The following is a 14,941-nucleotide window of genomic DNA, read 5'->3' on the forward strand; positions in this document are numbered from 1 at the left end:
GTCAGGACTCCATCTGGCGCGTGCGCGGGTCGAGGTAGGCGTAGACGACATCGGCGAGGATGTTGGCCACGAGCACCGACAGCGTGATCACGAGGAACACGCCCTGCATGAGGGCGAAGTCCTTGGCGTTGGTCGCGTCGAGCAGCAGCTTGCCGACACCCGGATAGCTGAACACCATCTCCATCACGATCGTGCCGCCGACGATGAAGCCGATCGACAGCGCGAAGCTCTGGATCTGCGGCAGCACCGCGTTGCGGGCGGCGTAGCCCCAGAGCACGCGCTTGTTGGGCATTCCCTTCGCCTGCGCGACCGTGATGTAGTCGTCGTCGAGCACCGTCAGCATCATGTTGCGCATGCCGAGCACCCACCCGCCGAGCGAGGCGACCACGATGGTCAGAGCCGGGAGCGTGCCGTGCATGATCACCTGGCCGATGAAGTCGAGGCTCCATTCCGGCGACTGCCCCTTGTCGTAGGCGTGCGATGAGGGGAACCACTTCAGGGTCGAGGAGAAGATCGCGATCGCGATGAGTCCCAGCCAGAAGTACGGGATCGTGTTGAAGAACGTCGTCACCGGGATGATCGCGTCGAGCTTGCTGCCGCGCTTCCACCCGACGACGGCTCCGAGCAGCGTGCCGATCGCGAACGAGATGATGGTCGCGATGCCGACCAGTCCGAGCGTCCAGGGCAGGGCGGCGGCGAGCACCTCGGCGACCGGCCGCAGACCGTGCAGGGTCGAGATGCCGAGGTCGCCGCGCAGCAGCATCCCCCAGTACTCGAGGTACTGCTGCCAGATGGACTTGTCGGTGTCGATGCCGAGGAGCACGCGCAGAGCCTCTGCCGCCTCGGGGCTCACGGTGCGGTTGCGCGCGAGGTACGAGCTGACCGCGTCGCCCTTCATGAGGCGGGGCAGGAAGAAGTTGATCGTGATCGCCGCCCACAGCGTGAACAGGTAGAACGCCGCGCGACCGGCGAAGAAGCGCCACGGCACCGGCCGCCTGGTGCGCTCTGCCCTGGTCGCCGTGGTGCCGACCTCCAGGGCATCGCGGGCGATGAGGTCGTTGTCGTCGAGCTGGGGGAGAGCGGAGCTCACAGCGCGCCTCCGTTCGATGCCGCCGCGACGAAGTGCTTCTCCGGATCAGGAGAGGCCGCGCGCAGCTCGCGGGTGTACGGATCCTGCGGGTTGAGGATCACATCGTCGGCGGTGCCGTACTCGACCACGCGCCCCTGGTTGAGGACCATGATCTCGTCGCTGAAGTGCCGGGCGGTGGCCAGGTCGTGCGTGATGTAGAGCACACCGAGTCCCTCCTCGCGCTGCAGGTCGGCGAGCAGGTTCAGCACGCCGAGCCGGATGGAGACGTCGAGCATCGACACCGGCTCGTCGGCGACGAGGAGCGAGGGACGCGAGGCCAGGGCGCGCGCGATGGCCACGCGCTGCCGCTGACCGCCCGACAGCTCGTGGGGGCGGCGGTCGATCACCGCGTCCGCATCGAGGCGCACCCGGTCGAGGAGCCGACGCACCTCGTTCTCGGTGTCCTTCTTCGGCACCACATCGTCGAGGCGGATGGGCCGCTCCAGGTGGTAGCGGATGGAGTGGTACGGGTTGAGCGAGGCGAACGGGTCCTGGAACACCATCCGCAGCTGCTGGCGATACCTTCGCAGGCCCTTGCCGCGGCGCGGGATCGGCGTGCCGTCGAGCAGCACCTCGCCGCTGGTCGGGGTCTCGAGCTGGGTGAGGATCTTCGCGATCGTGGACTTGCCGCTGCCGGACTGGCCGACCAGGCCGATCGTCTGGCCCGACGTCAGGGTGAAGCTCACGTCGTCGAGGGCTTTGATCTGCCCTGCGCCTCGGACGTTGTACGCCTTCGTGACATGGCGGAACTCGAGGGTGGTCATCGCACCAGCACCCCTCTCTCCCCGGTGAGCCGGGGGAACGACGACAGCAGCGTCTTCGTGTACTCGTGCTCCGGCTGCGTCCAGATGCGCTCCGCCGTGTCGAGCTCGATGATCTCTCCTTCGCGCATGATCGCGATCCGGTCGCTGATCTCCAGCAGGAGCGGCAGGTCGTGGGTGATGAAGATCACCGAGAAGCCGAACTCGTGCCGCAGCTGGGAGATCTGCTTGAGGATCTCCCGCTGCACCAGCACGTCGAGCGCGGTCGTCGGCTCGTCCATCACCATCAGCTGCGGACGCAGCGCCAGGGCCATGGCGATCATGACGCGCTGGCGCATGCCGCCCGAGAGCTCGTGCGGGAAGGAGCGCACGCGCTGGCGGCCGACCTTGACGATCTCGAGCAGTTCCTCGGCCTCGGCACGCCGCTGCCTGCGGTTCATGTCGGGGCGGTGGATCTCGAACACGTCCTCCAGCTGGGAGCCGATCGTGGCCACGGGGTTGAGGGCGTTCATCGCGCCCTGGAACACCATCGACACCTTGTCCCAGCGGAACCGCTGCATCGCGTCGACGTCGAGGGCGTTGATGTCGATGTCGGTGCCGGTCGCGTCGTGGAAGGTCACGCTGCCGCCGGTGATGACGGCCGGAGCGCGCAGCAGGCGCTGCACCCCGTAGGCGAGCGTGGTCTTGCCGCATCCGCTCTCCCCGGCGAGGCCCAGGATCTCGCCGCGCTGCAGTTCGAGGGTCACGTTCTTCACCGCCTCGACGGGGGGATCGACGTCGTACACGACGGAGAAGTCGCGCACGGTGAGCAGGGGATCTGGCATGGGGGTGTCCTTCGTGGGGGGCGGGCCCTTCGACAGGCTCAGGGACCCAGTTGGGTGGCTGAGCCTGTCGAAGCCCACCGTGGGTGGCTGAGCCTGTCGAAGTCCTACTCGGCGGGCTTCAGCTTCGTGAGGATCTGCACGATGTTCGGCTGCGTCGGGTCGGCGGACGCGTACGTGTCGGTCTCCGAGGGCCAGCCGACGTAGTTGCGCGTGTTGAACTCGCCCAGAAGCGGGTGGGCGCCCAGCGGGATGGCCGGCACCTGCTCCGAGAAGATCGTCTGCAGCGTGTCGATCGCGGTGGTGCGCTCCTCGTCGGATGAGGCGTTGGCGTAGGTGTTCAGTGCGGCGGTCGCCTCCGGGTCGTCGAAGCGGCCGAAGTTGAAGCCGGCCTTGCCCTCGGGCGAGATCCAGCGCGGGTCCATGGTCGAGGTGTACAGGCCGTACGCCGTGCCGCTGTCCTCCAGCCAGTGGATGATCGCGGAGAACGTGCCGTTGTCGCGGGGGTCGGCCCAGCCGCCCCAGTCGGGCATGTCGATCTTGACCTCAGCGCCGATGCTGTCCTTCACGTCCTCGGCGATGAGCTCCTGCGCCGTGTTCCAGTCGCTCCAGCCGGAGGGGACGGAGAGCGTGAACGAGACGGGCGTGCCGTCCGGGTCGATCAGGGCGTCGTCCTTCCACGTGTACCCGGCGGTCTCCAGCAGGTCACGCGCCTTCTCGGCGTCGACCTTGTAGTCGACGCCCTGGAACTCGGGCTGGATCTCGTCTTCGAGGATCGACGACAGGCCCGTGACCGACCAGACGGCCTCGCTGGCGCCCTCGCGCGCGATGTCGACGTAGGCGTCGCGGTCGATCACCCAGGCGAGCGCCTGACGGAAGGCGGGGTCGTCGAACGGCTTCTGCTGCAGGTTCATGAACAGCGTGGCCGAGCCGGTGGTCGGGGAGGCGAGGAACTTGTTGTGCTCGGGGTCGGCCGAGAGGAACTGCTCCTCGATCTGCGGGATGAACGCCTGCGCCCAGTCGGCGTCGCCGTTCGCGAGGGCCGTGGTGAGGGCGGTGTTGTCGCCGTACGAGACGTAGTGCAGCTCGGGCACGGCGAGGTCGCCGCCCCAGTAGTCGTCGCGCGCGTCGAGCGTGACCGACTCGGTCGACCAGTTCGCCATCGCGTAGGGGCCGGTGCCGACGAGGTCGTCACCCGTGACGGGGTCGGTGGCCGGGTCTTCGAACTTCTCCCAGATGTGCTTGGGGACGATGGGCACGTGCAGCACGCGGGCCTGGTTGACGTACTTGGAGTCGCCGAAGCTCAGCACGACCGTGTCGCCGTCGACCTCGGCGCCCTCGAACTTGAGGCCGGCCGTGTCGAGGGCGGGGATCGAGGCGGTCTCGAAGGAGAAGACGATGTCCTCGGCCGTGAACGGCTCGCCGTCGCTCCAGGTGACGTCCGCGCGCGGGACGACCGTGAGCTGCGTGTAGTCGTCGTTCCACTCGAGGCTCTCGGCGAGCCACGGCGTGACACCGCGGTCGCCGGTCTGGTTCACCAGCGCGAGGGTCTCGAACACGACCTTGGCATAGCCGTACTTCGACGCGGCGGAGTCGCCGACGAACGGGTTGTTCGACTCGGTGGTGATCGCACCGTCGGGCTTCGCGATGGTGAGGGAGGCGGAGCCGGCGTCATCGCCGGAACCACCGCCCGCCGAGCATCCGGCGAGCGCCGAGACGCCCAGGACGGCGACCGCGCTGGCGGCGATCAGGGTTTTCGTGAGCTTCATTGCTTCTCCTTGGGCACGGGTCCTTGTGCGGCGTGGCGGCCGACGGATCGCCTCCGACCGCTGCTTTTGCTTACTGTCGAGAAAGTAAGCTGTGGAGAGGTTACCGAGGAGTAAGTTGGTTGGCAAGCAGAGCGGGACGAGGGGAGGTGGGTTCATGACGGACGACGTGCACGCTGTCCGGGTGCGCCCGGCCACGCGGGAGAAGCGCGAGCAGATCCTCAAGGCGGCCGTGGAGATCTTCGGCAACAAGGGCTCCACGAACGGCACGCTCGCCGACGTCGCCGAGCAGGTCGGCATCACGCATGCCGGCGTGCTGCACCACTTCGGCTCGAAGCAGAAGCTCCTCCTCGAGGTGCTCGCCTACCGCGACCAGGCCGACGTGGCCGACCTCGCCGAGAAGCACATCCCCGACGGACCGGAGCTGTTCCTCCACCTCGTCCGCACGGCGTTCGCCAACGAGAAGCGGCCGGGCATCGTGCAGGCCTACACGGTCCTGTCCTCCGAGTCGGTGACCGACGACCACCCCGGTCGCGAGTACTTCGAGGAGCGCTACACGACCCTGCGCCGAGAGGTGACGGCGGCGTTCGGCGAGCTCTGCGCCCAGGAAGGCGTGACCGAGCCCGCGACCGTCGCCGCCGCCTCGGCCGCCATCCTCGCCGTGATGGACGGCCTGCAGCTCCAGTGGCTCCTGCACCCCGAGGTGATCGGACTCGGGGAGACGAGCGAGTTCGCGATCCAGGCGATCGTGAACGCCGTGCTGCGTCCCGGACCCGAACTGCCGACCTACGTGCACTGACCCTGCCGAGACCCCGCGTTCCCGTCGAGACCCCGCGCTCCCGGCGCGGCGAAGCCGGGGTCTCGGCGGAACGCCGGGGTCTCGGCGCGCACCCGGCTAGGCTCTGGCCATGACGATCGACCTCGAAGCGCTCTACATCGACCTGCATCAGCACCCCGAGCTCTCGTTCCAGGAGACGCGCACCGCCGGCATCGCCGCCCAGCACCTGCGCGACCTGGGCCTCGAGGTCGAAGAAGGCGTCGGGGTGACCGGCGTGGTCGGGGTTCTTCGCAACGGCGAGGGTCCGGTGGTGTGGGTGCGCGCCGACATGGACGCGCTGCCGGTCGAGGAGCAGACGGGGCTGGCGTACGCGAGCACCGCGAAGGGCGTCGACCCGGCCGGCACCACCGTGCCGGTGATGCACGCGTGCGGCCACGACATGCACGTCACCGCGATGATCGGCGCCGTCGAGAAGCTCGTGGCCACGCGCGCGGAGTGGTCGGGCACCCTCGTCGTGCTCATCCAGCCCGCCGAGGAGTACGGCGCCGGCGCCAGGGCGATGCTCGACGACGGCCTGCTCGACCGCTACCCGAAGCCCGACGTGGTGCTCGGTCAGCACGTCACCCCGCTGCCCGCCGGAATCATCGGCGTGCGCAGCGGCACCCAGATGGCCGCGTCGGACGGTCTCACCGTCACCCTGCACGGCCGCGGCGGCCACGGCTCCCGCCCGCACGCCACGATCGATCCGGTCGTGATGGCGGCCGCGACCGTGATGCGCCTGCAGACGATCGCCTCGCGCGAGATCGACCCGCAGGGCGTGGCCGTGGTGACGGTCGGCTCGATCCACGCCGGACTCAAGAACAACATCATCCCGGCCGAGGCGAAGCTCGAGCTCAGCCTCCGCTACCCGAACGAGGGCGTGCGGGAGAAGGTGCTGGCCAGTGTCGAGCGGATCGTGCGCGCCGAGGCGATGGCCTCCGGCGCGGAGCGCGAACCCGAGATCCACACGCAGCACACCCTGCCCGCCACGATCAACGACGAGGAGGCGACGGCGCGGGTCTCGGCGGCGCTGCGTCGGGCGCTCGGGGAGTCGGCCGTCGTCGACCCCGGCATGTTCACCGGCAGCGAGGACGTCTCCTGGTTCGCCCGCGACGCCGAGGTGCCGCTCGTGTTCTGGTTCTGGGGCGGCGTCGACCCCGCCCGGTTCGCCGAGGCCGTCGCCGCGGGCACCGTGGAGAAGGACATCCCCACGAACCACTCGCCGTTCTTCGCGCCGGAGATCCATCCGACGATCGAGGTCGGGGTCACGGCGATGTCCGCCGCCGCCCGCGAGTTCCTCGCCTGACGCGGGTCGGGCTGCTCAGACCTCGACGATCCCCGGCGCGGGCGGAGGGGGCGGCGCGAGCTGCCGCTGCGGCACGCCATGGGCCTCGCGGTGCAGCCGCTCCATGCGGGTGTCGAGTTCGGCGGCGGCGTCGGCGGCGTCGCTGAGACTGTCGACGAGGTGCGCGGGCACCTGGTTGGAGAACTTGTAGTAGATCTTGTGCTCCAGGCTCGCCCAGAAGTCCATCGCGATGGTGCGGAACTGCACCTCGACCGGCACGGACAGCGCGCCCGTCGAGAGGAAGACGGGGACCTCGATGATGGCGTGCAGGCTCTTGTACCCGTTCGGCTTCGGGTTCGCGATGTAGTCCTTCACCGTGCGGACGGTCACGTCGTCCTGCGCGGTCAGCAGATCGAACAGCCGGTAGACGTCCGCGACGAAGCTGCACGTCACCCGCACTCCGGCGATGTCGGTGATCTCGGCACGGATGCGGTCGAAGTCGGGGTCGTCGATGCCCTTCCTGGCGATCTTCTCGACGATGCTGTCCGGCGACTTCAGCCGGCTCTTCACGTGCTCGATGGGGTTGTACGCGTGATCGTGGGTGAACTCGTCGCGGAGGATCGAGATCTTCGTCTCCACCTCGCGCATCCCGAACTCGTACTCGCGGAGGAAGCGCTGCAGCTGGTCGCGGAGCTCCTTCGCCTCGGAGATCAGGTGCTCGTCGACGGGGATCACGCTCATGAGGACGACGTTATCGATCCGTGATCGGAAACCCCTGTGGATTCGAGAGCGCGACGCGGGCGTCCTCGAGGTGCTGGCCGGAGAGCAGACCGGGGAGGCCGCGCCCCTGACGGGTGGTGAACAGCAGCACGACCGCGACGAGGATCAGCACCGAGGAGAGCGCGTCGAACACCCCGCCGAGCATCCCGAGAGCCGTGAGTCCGCCGATGCCGCCCGCCCAGCGCAGCATCCGGGCGAGCGCGGCCGGCAGGGGCGACCCGGTGTAGCGCAGCTGCACGGCGAGGTCTCCCACCGAGCGGCCGGTGACGAGGATGACCACGAGCCACAGCGCACAGGCGACCGCCGTGCTCACCGTGCCGGCGAGGGTGCCGTCGAGAACGGCCTGACGGTCCTGCACGACGTACTCGAGCCAAAGCTGCACCGCGACGCCCCCGGCGAGCACGACGAACCCGTTCGCGAGTCCGTCGCACAGCATCGCCAGCGCGCGGCGACCCCGGGTGACCGGGCGCGGCTCGTCGGCATCCGCCCGCGCCTGCAGGCCGCGCAGCGACCGGGGCACCACGAGAGCGAGCACCGAGCCGAGCACGGCTCCGGTCGTGTTCGTCATCAGGTCGCCGACGTCGAAGAAGCGGTAGGCGCACGGGTACAGACCCCAGACGCCGGTGAGCTGCGTGGTCTCCACGAGCAGCGAGAGCCCGAAGCCGGCGAGGAGCGCGGTCGGGAGGCCGCGGCCGCCCAGCACGCGGAGGAACGCCCCGAGCGGGACGAACAGCAGCACGTTGAACACGAGCTGGAGCAGGGCGGGCTGGCGCAGCGGGTTGCCCGGCGCCGCGAACGCCTTCTGCACGTCGCGCACGACGGACATCGGGTCGGTGATCGCCCCCACGCAGCGGATGGCGTCCGGATCGGGCAGCGGCAGCAGCGTGTACGTCCAGATGGCCCAGAAGTAGACGAGCGCCGCGAGCCAGAGCAGCGTGCGGCCGAGCGAGAGGCGTCCGCGGCGGCGGTAGCTGATCGCGACGAAGGGCACGAAGAGGACGACGCCCGCGGCCAGGCCGATCGCCACGGCGATGACCCCCAGAACGACCTGATCCCCCACTGACGCAAGGATACCGGCAGGCCGTGAGGATTCCGTGAGGGAGCGCCACCGGGCCGTAGGGATTCCGTGAGGATCGCGTGAGGGCGTCCCCGGTCGGCGTAGTGTCGCCGGACGTGTCAGAACAAACGAGGCCGACCCCGGACGCGCCGCCGCGCGCCAAGCGCATCTTGCTCGGCGACCCGCTGACGAGCGCCCAGGTCGACGAGCAGCTCCTCCCCAAGCGCATGGCGCTGCCGATCTTCGCCTCGGACGCGCTGAGCTCGGTGGCCTACGCCCCGCAGGAGCTCGTGATGATCCTGCTCATCGGCGGCCTCACGTTCCTGTCGTTCACCCCGCTCGTCGCCGCGGCCGTCGTCGTGCTGCTGCTCGTGGTGGTGCTCAGCTACCGGCAGCTCATCAAGGCGTACCCCTCCGGCGGCGGCGACTACGAGGTCGCGTCGAAGAACCTCGGCGAGATCCCCGGGGTGATCGTGGCCGCGGCCCTCCTCGTCGACTACGTGCTCACGGTGGCCGTGTCGGTCGCGTCCGGGGTGGACAACATCATCTCGGCGGTGCCGGCGCTCGACCCGCTCCGCGTGGAGCTCGCGGTCGGCTTCGTCGTGCTCATCATCATCGTGAACCTCCGCGGGGTGCGGGAGGCGTCGCTGGTGTTCGCGATCCCCACGTACGTGTTCATCGGCTCGGTCGGCATCATGATCGTCACCGGGCTCGTCCGGACGGCACTCGGCGACGCCCCGATCGCGTCCAGCGCGGAGTTCGCCGTGCAGGCCGAGAGCCTCAGCCAGGCGGCCGTGCTGCTGCTCATCCTCCGGGCGTTCTCCAGCGGCTGCTCCGCGCTGACCGGGGTCGAGGCCGTGTCGAACGGCGTCCCCGCGTTCCGGGCCCCGAAGGTGCGCAACGCCCAGTCGACCCTCGTGCTCATGGGGACCATCGCGATCTGCCTGTTCTCCGGACTCACCGCCCTCGCCCTCATCGCCGGCGTGCACTACGCCGAGAACCCCTGCGACCTCATCGGGTTCGACTGCACGACCCCGCAGCCGAGCCTCATGGCGCAGATCGCCGCGGCGACGTTCGGCGGCGGCAGCATCCCGTTCTTCATCGTGCAGGCGGCCACGGCCTGCGTGCTGCTCCTCGCGGCGAACACCGCCTTCAACGGCTTCCCCCTGCTCGGCGCCGTGCTCGCCCGCGACGGCTACGCCCCGAAGTCGCTGAACACCCGCGGCGACCGGCTCGTGTTCTCCAACGGCATGATCCTCCTCGGGATCGCCGCGATCGCCGTGCTCGTGGTGTTCCAGGCCCGGTTGACGACGCTGATCCAGCTCTACATCATCGGCGTCTTCGTCTCGTTCTCCCTGGGCCAGATCGGCATGGTGCGGCACTGGCGACGGCTGCTCCGGGCACCCGTCCCGCCGAACGGAGACGGCGCCGCAGACCGGCGTTCCGCACGCGTGGGGCTGCTCATCAACTCCGCCGGGGCGACGCTCACGGTGCTCGTGCTGGTCATCGTGACGATCACGAAGTTCACGCACGGCGCCTACCTCGTGTTCTTCGCCATCCCGGTGCTCGCGTTCCTCATGATCGGCGTCAAGCGGTATTACCGGGACGTCGAGCACGAGATCGCCATCGACGACACCACCCGCTTCGGCGCCTCCGGCGACGTCGCGATCGTCCTCGTGAACCATCTGCAGAAGCCGGTGATGAAGGCCATCGACTACGCGATCGCCGCCAAGCACGACAAGACCCTCGCCGTGCACGTGGCCGTGTCGCAGGACGACGCCGCGCGCCTGCAGCAGGAGTGGACCGACCACCTCGTGCCGGTGCCGCTCGTGATCGTCGAGTCGCCGTACCGCTCGTTCGCCCAGCCCGTGACACAGTTCATCCGGCAGTACCGCGAGAAGCACGGCTCCTCCGTCGTCACGGTCTACCTGCCGCAGTACATCGTGGGGCACTGGTGGGAGAACTTCCTGCACAACCGGCGCGCCCGCCGCCTCGCGAACCAGCTCATGCTCGTGCACGGGGTGTCGATCACCCTGGTGCCGTGGCTGCTCGATTCGTCCGAGCTCATCTACGGCCGGCGCTCGCGTCCGCTGCCCGGTCAGGAGCGGGCGGGGCGGCCGGTCGTGGTGTCGGGGCGCCGGGCGCACCGCCCCGCCGGGCCGCCGTCCGAGTCCTGACGGCGGCGGTCAGGAGCCGGCGAGGACCGCGCCGAGGATCGTCGCGGCCTCGGGGAAGCGGGACGGGTCGGCGCTCGCGTAGTTGAGCCGGACGTAGGAACCGGACGGCTCTGCGGGGAACCACTCGCTCCCTGGCGCGATGACGAGGCCGCGGGCCGCGCACTCCCGGACGACGGCTGCGGCGTCGGTGCCGTCGGGCAGCCGCAGCCAAAGGTTCAGCCCGCCGACCGGCACGGCCTCGACCAGCGCGGTCGGCGCCTGGGCGGCCAGGCACGACAGCAGGAGGTCGCGCCGCGAGCGCAGCTGCTCCCGGAAGCCGCGGAGGTGTGTGTGCCAGGCGGGCTGCGTCACCACGTCGAGAGCGGCGGCCTGCAGGAGGCCGCTGACGTACATCGACTCCGCCGCACGATCGGCGAGGATGCGATCCCTGGCGGGACCGCGCGCGATCACCGCCGCCACCCGCAGGGACGGCGACACGCTCTTCGTCAGCGAGCGCAGGTACACCACATGGCCGTCGTGGTCGGAGGCGGCCACGGGGCGCGGGTCGGCGTCGATGCCGAGGTCGTGCGCCCAGTCGTCCTCGATGAGGAAGGCGCCGTGGCGACGGACCGCGTCGAGCACGGCCTCCCCCGTCGCCGCCGGCCACTGCGCGCCGGTGGGGTTCGCGAACGTGGGCTGCGCGTAGAACGCCCGGGCTCCGGTCTCGGCGAGCGCCCTGTCGACGGCGTCCGGATCCGGACCCTGCGGCCCGGAGGGGACGGGAACGAGCACGACCCCCGCCTGCTCCGCCGCGAGCAGGGCGCCCCAGTAGGTCGGCGACTCGATGAGCAGCGGCCGGCCGACGCCGACGACCGCCCGGAAGATCGAGCTCAGTCCGCTCTGGCTCCCGGAGATGACGACGGCGTCGCGGGCGGTCGGAACCGTGATCCCCGCCGGGGCCGCCGCGGCCAGCTCCGCCGCGAACCACTCCTGCAGCCCGGGCTCGCCGGCCGCGGGCGAGCGGGTGAGGGCGGACGCGGTCCGGGAGGCGCGAACGAGGGCCTGGCGCACGAGCCGCTCGGGGAGGAGATCCGGAGCCGGATACCCGGAGTGCAGCCCGATCGCGTCCGGCGAGGTCGGGCGCTGCGCCGAGGAGAGGCCGTCCAGGCGTACGGCGGCTGCCCCCAGCGCTCCGGACTGCCAGCCGTAGTCCGCCGGCAGGACCGTGCGCGCGGCGCGGACGAACGTGCCGACGCCGGGTCGCGCGTCCACGAGCCCGAGGCGGACGAGCTGCTGCACAGCCTTCTGCACGGTCACGGGGCTCGCGGCGTACTCCGCCGTCAGCGCGCGGTTGGAGGGGAGGCGGGCGCCGGGAGCGGCGGTGGCGATCCACGCCCGCAGGCCGGCCACGATCCGCGCGGTGCTATCCTGACTCATGAAAGAACACAGTAGCGTTATCCGTCCGAACGGAACACTGCTATCCCGCACCGCCGGTCCCGGTTGGGGGCTGCTGGGCGTCGTCGCCTTCTCGTTCACACTCCCGTTCACGCGGATCGCGCTCGGCGGCGGATTCTCGCCGCTGTTCATCGGCTCCGCCCGCGCGGTCGTCGCCGCCGTGCTCGCCGCGGTCGTCCTCCTCACCACCCGTCAGCAGCCGCCGAGCCCGATCCAGTGGGCCCGCCTGGCGGTCGTCGCGCTCGGTGTGGTCGCCGGCTTCCCGCTGCTGACCTCGTTCGCCATGACCACGACACCGGCGAGCCACGGCGCGGTCGTGATCGGCCTCCTCCCCGCCGCGACCGCCGTGGCCGTCGTGATCCGCACCCGCGAGCGCCCGTCCGCCTCGTTCTGGGTGTTCGCGCTTCTCGGGTCCGCGGCGGCCCTCGTCTTCGCGACGGTGCAGAACGGCACGCCCGGCGCCCTCCGCCCCGCCGACCTCCAGCTGTTCGGCGCCGTGATCGCGGCGGCGGTCGGCTACGCGGAGGGCGGCCTGCTCGCGCGCGAGCTCGGCGCCTGGCAGACGATCTCCTGGGCCCTGGTGCTCGCAGCTCCCGTCATGCTCGCGGTGGCCGTGGCCGCCGGGGTCGCCGCCCCGCCCGTCGCCAGCCCGACCGCGTGGCTCGCGTTCGCCTACCTGGCCGCGGTCAGCATGTTCCTCGGATTCTTCGCCTGGTACCGCGGCCTCGCCATCGGCCCGATGGCGCAGGTGAGTCAGATCCAGCTCGTCCAGCCCGTCATGGGCATCACCTGGGCCGCCTTCCTCTTCCATGAGGACGTCGGTGGGGCCACGGTGCTCGGCGGGCTCGCCGTCGTCGTGTGCGCCGGACTCGCCGTCCGCACCCGCAGCTCTTCTCCCACCCCCACCCCCACCCGACAGGAGGCGCCATGCGTCACACCCCCCGCTACCTCATGACCGACCCCGACGAGGTCAAGCGCCTCATCCGCGCCCACCCGTGGGCGACGTTCGTCTCGCCGACCTCCGCCGGACTCGTCGCCTCGCACTACCCGGTGCTGCTCGAGGAGGACGAGGACGACATCGTGCTCGTGAGCCACTTCGGGCGTCCGGACGACGAGTTGCACGAGCTCGGTCGCCACGAGATCCTGGTGATCATCCAGGGGCCGCACGACTACGTGTCCTCGAGCCTCTACGCACCCGGGGACCTCGTGCCGACCTGGAACCATGTCACCGCGCACCTGTCCGGCACCCCGGAGATCCTCACCGCGGAGGAGAACTACGCCATGCTCACGCGGCTCACCGACCACTTCGAGGGTGGGCAGCCGCACGGGCGGAGCCTCGCGGAGGACGAGCCCGGCACCCGACGAGCCGCGAAGGGCACGGTGGGCCTGCGGCTCCGGGTCACCCGGTTCGATGCGCGTGCCAAGCTCAGCCAGAACAAGGCCCCCGAGGTGCGGGAGCGCATCGCCGCCCGGTTCGACGCGGTCCACCCCGCGCTGGCCGCCGAGATGCGTCGCGTCTGACCCCCGTTCGAATCGCGCACTGTGCTCCATCTCGGCCGGATGTGCAGCAAAGCGAGCGATTCGAAACGGGGTCAGAGGACGAGGGTGGCGAGGGCGACGGTGGGCACCGCGGCGACGGCCCCCCAGAGCGCGAAGCGGCCCCAGCGGATCTCGACGCCGAGCGCCGTCACGCGATGGTGCCAGAGGAGCGTCGCCAGCGAGGCCCACGGCGTGACGAGCGGACCGAGGTTCACGCCGATCAGCAGGGCGATCAGGGCGACCGGGTCCCCTGCCGCGGGTTCGAGCACGAGGTAGGCCGGGAGGTTGTTGATCGCGTTCGCGCTCACGGCCCCGAGCGCCGCGAGCCGGAACAGGTCGCCGAGAGAGTCGCCGTTCGCGGTCGGTGACGTCAGGAAGTCGAGCAGCCCCTGCGCGTGCGCGGTCTCGACCAGGACGAACAACGACGCGGCGAGCGCGAGCGCCTGCCACGGGACGAGCGACAGTCGCAGAGCGTGGCGGCGGCGGACGGCGAACAGCGCGACCAACGCGAGAGCCGCGACCGTGGCGGGGATCCACACGTCGGGGGTGAGCGCGAGCAGCGGCATCAGCACGACGAGGATGCCGGTGGCGCTCCAGAACAGCGTCGGATCGGCGGGTCGACGGGCCTCGGGCGTCTCGTACGTGCCGAAGACCGTGCGCCTATGCAGGATCGTGAGGATCGCGACCGGCACCAGGATCCCCACGAGCGTGGGTGCCCAGCTCAGCGCGATGAACGCCCCGGGGCCTTCCCCCATCGCGGGCGCGGCGAGCAGGTTGGTGAGGTTCGAGACCGGCAGGGCGAGGGACGCGGTGTTGGCGAGCCAGACGGTGGCCAGGGCGAACGGCAGCGGGGAGACGCCGATGCTCTGCGCCAGCACGACGACCACCGGGGTGACGATCACGGCGGTCGTGTCGAGCGAGAGGAACACGGTGCTCACCACGGCGAGCACGACCACCAGCGCCCACAGCACGACCACGCGGCCACGCCCCCACCGCGCGAGGCGCTGCGAGACGACGTCGAACACCGCCGCGTCGCGGGCGAGCTCGGCGACGATCGTGATCGCGACGACGAACCCCAGCACGGGCGCGATCCGCTCCCCGAGCGCACCGGCGTCCGTGGGCGGAAGGAACCCGGCGAGCACGCACACGAGCGCGACAATCACGAGCCCGGCGACGATCCCCGTCCCGACGCCGATCCGCATCCTTCTGATTCCCACCTCGTGAGCATAGGGCCGGCGCCCCCTTTTCGAATCGCGCACCTGGCTGCATCCGCCGCGGGTTGGGGACCAGGTGCGCGATTCGAAGGCCGTCCGTGAGCAACCCGCATGCATCCGGGGAACGGGGCGTAGGGGAAACGTGAGGATCGACGGATGCG

Annotated in this window: 13 protein-coding genes; 5 read left to right on the forward strand and 8 right to left on the reverse strand. The window is 70.5% G+C overall.

Features of this window, described 5'->3' with window-relative positions; genetic code table 11:
• Position 1 precedes the first annotated feature (1 nt).
• The 4 genes from AB0300_RS13900 to AB0300_RS13915 all read right to left on the reverse strand — a co-directional run bounded on the left by AB0300_RS13900 (position 2) and on the right by AB0300_RS13915 (position 4,480).
• Positions 2 to 1,090 carry an ABC transporter permease gene (locus tag AB0300_RS13900; RefSeq protein ID WP_303708991.1) on the reverse strand — a complete coding sequence of 363 codons (1,089 nt, stop codon included), beginning with the start codon at positions 1,088 to 1,090 and terminating at the stop codon, positions 2 to 4.
• A complete protein-coding gene (locus AB0300_RS13905) occupies positions 1,087 to 1,893 on the reverse strand; it encodes an ATP-binding cassette domain-containing protein (RefSeq protein ID WP_366216206.1) in 807 nt (268 codons plus the stop codon). Before AB0300_RS13905 ends, AB0300_RS13900 begins: the two co-directional genes overlap by 4 nt.
• Positions 1,890 to 2,714: an ABC transporter ATP-binding protein gene (locus AB0300_RS13910; RefSeq protein ID WP_312674021.1), complete on the reverse strand. Its 825-nt coding sequence runs from the start codon at positions 2,712 to 2,714 to the stop codon at positions 1,890 to 1,892. The genes AB0300_RS13905 and AB0300_RS13910 overlap by 4 nt, the downstream gene beginning before the upstream one ends.
• Before the next feature lie 104 nt (positions 2,715 to 2,818).
• On the reverse strand, positions 2,819 to 4,480 hold the full coding sequence (locus AB0300_RS13915) for an ABC transporter substrate-binding protein (RefSeq protein ID WP_366216207.1): 1,662 nt from the start codon (positions 4,478 to 4,480) through the stop codon (positions 2,819 to 2,821).
• 154 nt (positions 4,481 to 4,634) lie between these two features.
• Here AB0300_RS13915 and AB0300_RS13920 point away from each other — a divergent pair, with 154 nt between their 5' ends.
• Together AB0300_RS13920 and AB0300_RS13925 are read left to right on the forward strand one after the other, a co-directional pair.
• The gene (locus AB0300_RS13920; RefSeq protein WP_366216208.1) at positions 4,635 to 5,276 is read left to right on the forward strand and encodes a TetR/AcrR family transcriptional regulator; all 642 of its coding nucleotides are present in this window, start codon (positions 4,635 to 4,637) and stop codon (positions 5,274 to 5,276) included.
• A gap of 109 nt (positions 5,277 to 5,385) precedes the next feature.
• Complete coding sequence (locus AB0300_RS13925; protein WP_366216209.1) at positions 5,386 to 6,600, forward strand: amidohydrolase; 1,215 nt, start codon at positions 5,386 to 5,388, stop codon at positions 6,598 to 6,600.
• Positions 6,601 to 6,615: 15 nt separating this feature from the next.
• Here AB0300_RS13925 and AB0300_RS13930 read toward each other — a convergent pair whose 3' ends face one another.
• Complete coding sequence (locus AB0300_RS13930; RefSeq protein ID WP_025104005.1) at positions 6,616 to 7,320, reverse strand: GTP pyrophosphokinase family protein; 705 nt, start codon at positions 7,318 to 7,320, stop codon at positions 6,616 to 6,618.
• A gap of 10 nt (positions 7,321 to 7,330) precedes the next feature.
• The gene (locus AB0300_RS13935) at positions 7,331 to 8,419 is read right to left on the reverse strand and encodes a VanZ family protein (protein WP_366216210.1); all 1,089 of its coding nucleotides are present in this window, start codon (positions 8,417 to 8,419) and stop codon (positions 7,331 to 7,333) included.
• A 101-nt stretch (positions 8,420 to 8,520) separates the two neighbouring features.
• Here AB0300_RS13935 and AB0300_RS13940 point away from each other — a divergent pair, with 101 nt between their 5' ends.
• Positions 8,521 to 10,593 carry an APC family permease gene (locus AB0300_RS13940; protein WP_366216238.1) on the forward strand — a complete coding sequence of 691 codons (2,073 nt, stop codon included), beginning with the start codon at positions 8,521 to 8,523 and terminating at the stop codon, positions 10,591 to 10,593.
• Between the two features lie 9 nt (positions 10,594 to 10,602).
• Here the strand turns inward: AB0300_RS13940 and AB0300_RS13945 are convergent, their stop codons facing one another.
• Positions 10,603 to 12,009 (reverse strand): PLP-dependent aminotransferase family protein, encoded by a 1,407-nt coding sequence (locus tag AB0300_RS13945; protein ID WP_366216211.1) that lies wholly within the window; start codon positions 12,007 to 12,009, stop codon positions 10,603 to 10,605.
• Between AB0300_RS13945 and AB0300_RS13950 the strand changes: the two genes are divergently transcribed.
• A complete protein-coding gene (locus AB0300_RS13950; RefSeq protein ID WP_366216212.1) occupies positions 12,008 to 12,982 on the forward strand; it encodes a DMT family transporter in 975 nt (324 codons plus the stop codon). The two genes, AB0300_RS13945 and AB0300_RS13950, sit on opposite strands and share 2 nt — an antisense overlap.
• Positions 12,955 to 13,548 (forward strand): FMN-binding negative transcriptional regulator, encoded by a 594-nt coding sequence (locus AB0300_RS13955; protein ID WP_366216213.1) that lies wholly within the window; start codon positions 12,955 to 12,957, stop codon positions 13,546 to 13,548. Before AB0300_RS13950 ends, AB0300_RS13955 begins: the two co-directional genes overlap by 28 nt.
• Positions 13,549 to 13,619: 71 nt before the next feature.
• Here AB0300_RS13955 and AB0300_RS13960 read toward each other — a convergent pair whose 3' ends face one another.
• Positions 13,620 to 14,768: an SLC13 family permease gene (locus tag AB0300_RS13960; protein ID WP_366216239.1), complete on the reverse strand. Its 1,149-nt coding sequence runs from the start codon at positions 14,766 to 14,768 to the stop codon at positions 13,620 to 13,622.
• Between the last annotated feature and the right edge of the window lie 173 nt (positions 14,769 to 14,941).

Source organism: Microbacterium sp. NPDC078814, assembly GCF_040702645.1.
In the GTDB taxonomy this organism is placed as follows: domain Bacteria; phylum Actinomycetota; class Actinomycetes; order Actinomycetales; family Microbacteriaceae; genus Microbacterium.